A 4,069-nucleotide genomic window follows, 5' to 3' on the forward strand; every position below is an offset into this window, starting at 1 on the left:
ATATTCCAGCAGGATCAAAATTATATTAAAGGACACGCTAATTATGAAACTGGGGTTTGTTATGAATCCCAGTTTAATTTTTAGGAGTATGTATGAGATGGATAATTAGAATAATTTTATTACCGATAAGATTAGTGTTGAGTTTGCTCATAGCTTTTTTAACCTTCATATTAAGTTTGAGTACTGCGTTGTTAAGCGTAGTTTCTACTTTGATTTTTATAATTGGAATAGCTAGCATTTTTCAAGGAGACAAGCAAATTGTAATTGAAGCACTAATATTAGCATTTTTATTTAGTCCATTTGGATTACCTAAATTAGGTATATATGTTATTGGATTATTAGAATTATTAAACTATACAATAAAATCAATTTGAAGAAAAATAAATATAAGACAACCGTAGACGATAGAAAGCAATAATTCTGTCGTCTTTTTTTATTTTAAAGAGAGGAGGTAGGAATGAATTTTGATTATTTTTATAATAGGCAATCTGAGATGTATAACTTCATTAGGTTACCTATGGTATTAATGGAAGATGAGATTTTTGAGAGCATTTCTATTGAAGCTAAAGTTTTGTATTCATATATGCTTAATCGAATGGGTCTTTCATATAAAAATGGCTGGATAGATGAAGATGGAAAAGTCTTTATTTACTACACAATGGATGCTATTAAAGAGCAATTTAACTGTGCTAATGATAAAGCCTTAAAGATTATAAATGAGCTTGATATAAAATCAGGAATTGGATTGATAGAAAAGAAAAGACAAGGACTTGGAAAACCAAATAGGATATATGTTAAAGATTTTATGAGTGTTTTCTCCGATTCAAATAATAGAAATCCAGATTTCCGAAAAGCAGAAGTCCAGACTTCCGATAATCGGAATTCAAGAACTCCTAATAACAGACTTCAAGATTTCCGAAAATCGGAAGGTAACTATAACAATATTAGTAATAATGAGTTAAGAAAGAATGATTTTAGTAAGGGACAAAAGCCTTATGGAATATATAAAAACATATTTTTGACTGATGAAGAATACAAGGACTTAACAAATGAGTTAGGAAGTAGAATTAGTGACTACATTGATAGGTTGTCGTCATATATGAAAGCAAATAACAGAGTGTATCAAGATTACAAGGCAACGATAATCAATTGGTATCTTAATGATCAGGCAAAAAACATTAATGATAATACAACAAGGAAAATGAATTACGATATAGGAGAGAGTTTATGAAGAACTTAAAAGATTTTGTATTAAGAGAAAATGATATTGAAAGAAATGGACATATTTATTGTAAGGTATGTGATAAAAGAGTCGATGGAGAATTACTTGACCTTGGCTTTACAAAGTTTATTCCCAGAATTAAATGTGAATGTGAAATAAAAAGAGATAAGGAAAATGAAGAAAGAGAAAGACTAATGAAAATATCATCGCTAAAAAGAGATTGTTTCTCATCGCCACTCCAACACCAATATAATTTTGAGAGATTCTTAAATGAAAAAGGTCAAGCTTACAAGGTTGCTTACAATTATGCTAAAAGTTTTGAACAAATGAAGGAAGACAATGTTGGACTTTTATTTCATGGAGATGTTGGCAGTGGAAAGACTTATCTTGCTTGTTCTATTGCAAATGAATTAATTGAAAGAGAACAAGTTAAAGTTAAGATTATGAATTTATCTCAGGTTATAAATCAAATACAAAAATCAGCATTTAAGCTAGATTCAAATGAAATTATAGATAACCTATCAAACATTCCGTTGTTAATTTTAGATGATCTTGGAATTGAAAGGGATACATCTTATGCAAGAGAACAAGTATATAACATTATAAACTCAAGATACTTAAAAGGTAGGCCGACAATTTTTACTACAAACTTATCATTGGAAATTATTCAAAATCCTAATATTGAACTTGAGTATCAGAGGATATATTCAAGAATACTTGAAATGACAATACCAGTTAAAGTTACGGGAGAAGATTTTAGAAGAAAAATCCATCAAGAGAAGTTAAGAAAATACAAAGAGTTACTTTTATATGGAGGTGGAATAGATGATTAATGAAGAAGTATCTAGGTCGAGTCTTAACCTTGAAGTAAGGCTTGCAAAAGCAACAAGTAAAGCAATTCTTGATGCCTTAAAGAAAGTTCACAAGCAAATAGAAGATCAAGGAGGCTTGAAAAATGTAATAAAAAATAATGGAGAAGAAGTAAAACTAAAGGATATGGTTAAAAAGGGACAGTTAGAAGAAATTAATCTAAAAGATCCTGAGTTAAAAGAATTAAAGAAAATTTTAAACAAACACGGAGTGAAGTTTTCTGTTATGAAAGATAAGGAAACTGGTAACCACTCTGTGTTTTTTCAATCTAAGGATATAAAAGTAATGGAACACGCCTTTAAAAAAGCAGTTAAGGCTTCTGAAAAAAAGGCCGATAGAAAAGATTCAATAACGAAGACTATAAATAAGTTTAAAGATATGGCTAAGGACACCATTAGTAAAGATAAAGTTAAAAATAAACATAAGGAGCAAAGCTTATGATAAGTAATCTAAAAACATTTGAAAATAAGAATTTTGGGAAACTCACTGTTATTGAAAAAGATGGTGAGTTTTTCTTTATAGCAAATGAAGTAGCAACTATGCTAGGATATGTCAATCCCAGAAAAGCTATTTATGACCATGTAGACGAAGAAGATAAGGGTGTAACGAAATGGAACACCCCTGGAGGAATACAGAATATTTCAATAATTAACGAATCAGGATTGTATTCACTTATCCTCTCATCAAAACTACTACAAGCAAAAATATTCAAAGCTTGGGTAACTAGAGAAGTCTTACCAAGTATTAGAAAAAACGGAGGATATATAGTAGGGCAAGAAAAGAAAACTAATGAAGATCTACTTGCAGATGCAATTCTTGTAGCCAATAGAATTATTGCTGAAAGAGAAGAAGAAATTGAAGAATTAAGACCAAAGGCAGATTATTATGACAAATTAGTAGATTATAACCTACTTACAAACTTTAGAAATACTGCCAAAGAGTTAGGAATACCACAAAATCAATTTATAAGTTTTCTAATGGATAAGGGATTAATTTACAGAGATAAGAAAAAGAAACTCTTACCTTATGCAGATAAGAACAAGGGATATTTTGAAGTAAAAGAATGGATTGATCCACTAGGTACACTTGTAGGAATACAAACATTAATAACACCAAAGGGAAGACACTACCTACTAATTTTATTAGATAGTGAAGGTTTCTACGATGAATAAGATATTAGAATCCATTCTTTCTGATATTAAAAACCTAATTAAAATAGACAACCCAAAGAAATTTATATTATCAAACATTCCCTATCTATCATTCTTCTACATTGGAAATATCTTTTCTAAGCACATCAATTCTTATGTAGGAGGAGATATTATTGATAAAATAATGGTGGGAATTTCTGATATAGGAACTTTATCTTATATACCAAGCCTTAATCCAAGGGACTTGTTAGTAGGTATTTCAGTTGCTGGTCTTGTTAAGTTAATTGTTTACAGCAAAGGTAAAAACAAAAAGAAATATAGGCAAGGCAAGGAATATGGATCTGCAAGATGGGGAGAAAGTAAGGATATTGCTCCATATATTGACCCTAAGTTTGAAAACAATGTTCTCATAACTAATACCGAAAGACTAACAATGAACTCAAGACCTAAAAACCCTAAATATGCCAGAAATAAAAATGTATTAGTAATAGGTGGTTCTGGATCAGGTAAAACGAGATTTTATGTAAAGCCAAATCTAATGCAAATGCATTCTTCCTATGTAGTAACAGACCCTAAAGGATTAACCTTATAAGGACAGAGAAAATAATAAAAACTTGGAAAGGAGGTAATTCTCATGTCAAATATGAAAAGAACAGGACAAACAGCCCTTTATGAGCGTTTAAGTCGTGATGATGAAATGCAAGGAGAGAGCAATTCCATCACCAATCAAAAGCAGCTACTTGAAAGCTATGCCAAAAGAAACGGCTTTGTAAATATTTATCACTATACAGACGATGGAGTAAGCGGAACAACCTTTGATAGAGAG

Annotated in this window: 6 protein-coding genes and 1 pseudogene; all 7 read left to right on the plus strand. The window is 30.4% G+C overall.

All coding sequences use genetic code 11. The features are described 5' to 3' along the window. Window positions 1-92 precede the first annotated feature (92 nt). The gene (locus HMPREF3045_RS06430) at window positions 93-374 is read left to right on the plus strand and encodes a CD1845 family protein (RefSeq protein WP_001267200.1); all 282 of its coding nucleotides are present in this window, start codon (window positions 93-95) and stop codon (window positions 372-374) included. 83 nt (window positions 375-457) lie between these two features. Next, window positions 458-1,231 (plus strand): replication initiator protein A, encoded by a 774-nt coding sequence (locus tag HMPREF3045_RS06435; protein ID WP_001008418.1) that lies wholly within the window; start codon window positions 458-460, stop codon window positions 1,229-1,231. Beyond that, entirely contained in the window at window positions 1,228-2,055 is an 828-nt protein-coding gene (locus tag HMPREF3045_RS06440) for an ATP-binding protein (RefSeq protein WP_000793094.1), read from the plus strand. The genes HMPREF3045_RS06435 and HMPREF3045_RS06440 overlap by 4 nt, the downstream gene beginning before the upstream one ends. Then, complete coding sequence (locus HMPREF3045_RS06445; RefSeq protein WP_000606597.1) at window positions 2,048-2,533, plus strand: PcfB family protein; 486 nt, start codon at window positions 2,048-2,050, stop codon at window positions 2,531-2,533. The genes HMPREF3045_RS06440 and HMPREF3045_RS06445 overlap by 8 nt, the downstream gene beginning before the upstream one ends. Continuing rightward, the gene (locus HMPREF3045_RS06450; protein WP_070738091.1) at window positions 2,530-3,264 is read left to right on the plus strand and encodes a phage antirepressor KilAC domain-containing protein; all 735 of its coding nucleotides are present in this window, start codon (window positions 2,530-2,532) and stop codon (window positions 3,262-3,264) included. The genes HMPREF3045_RS06445 and HMPREF3045_RS06450 overlap by 4 nt, the downstream gene beginning before the upstream one ends. Further along, window positions 3,257-3,823 (plus strand): annotated as a pseudogene (locus tag HMPREF3045_RS06455) (type IV secretory system conjugative DNA transfer family protein); the annotation flags it as partial. The gene HMPREF3045_RS06450 and the pseudogene HMPREF3045_RS06455, both read left to right, overlap by 8 nt. Before the next feature lie 54 nt (window positions 3,824-3,877). Then, a partial coding sequence (locus HMPREF3045_RS06460; RefSeq protein ID WP_180363011.1) for a recombinase family protein occupies window positions 3,878-4,069 on the plus strand: 192 nt, incomplete at its 3' end.

The sequence above is a fragment of the Anaerococcus sp. HMSC075B03 genome (assembly GCF_001815585.1).
Lineage (GTDB): Bacteria > Bacillota > Clostridia > Tissierellales > Peptoniphilaceae > Anaerococcus > Anaerococcus vaginalis.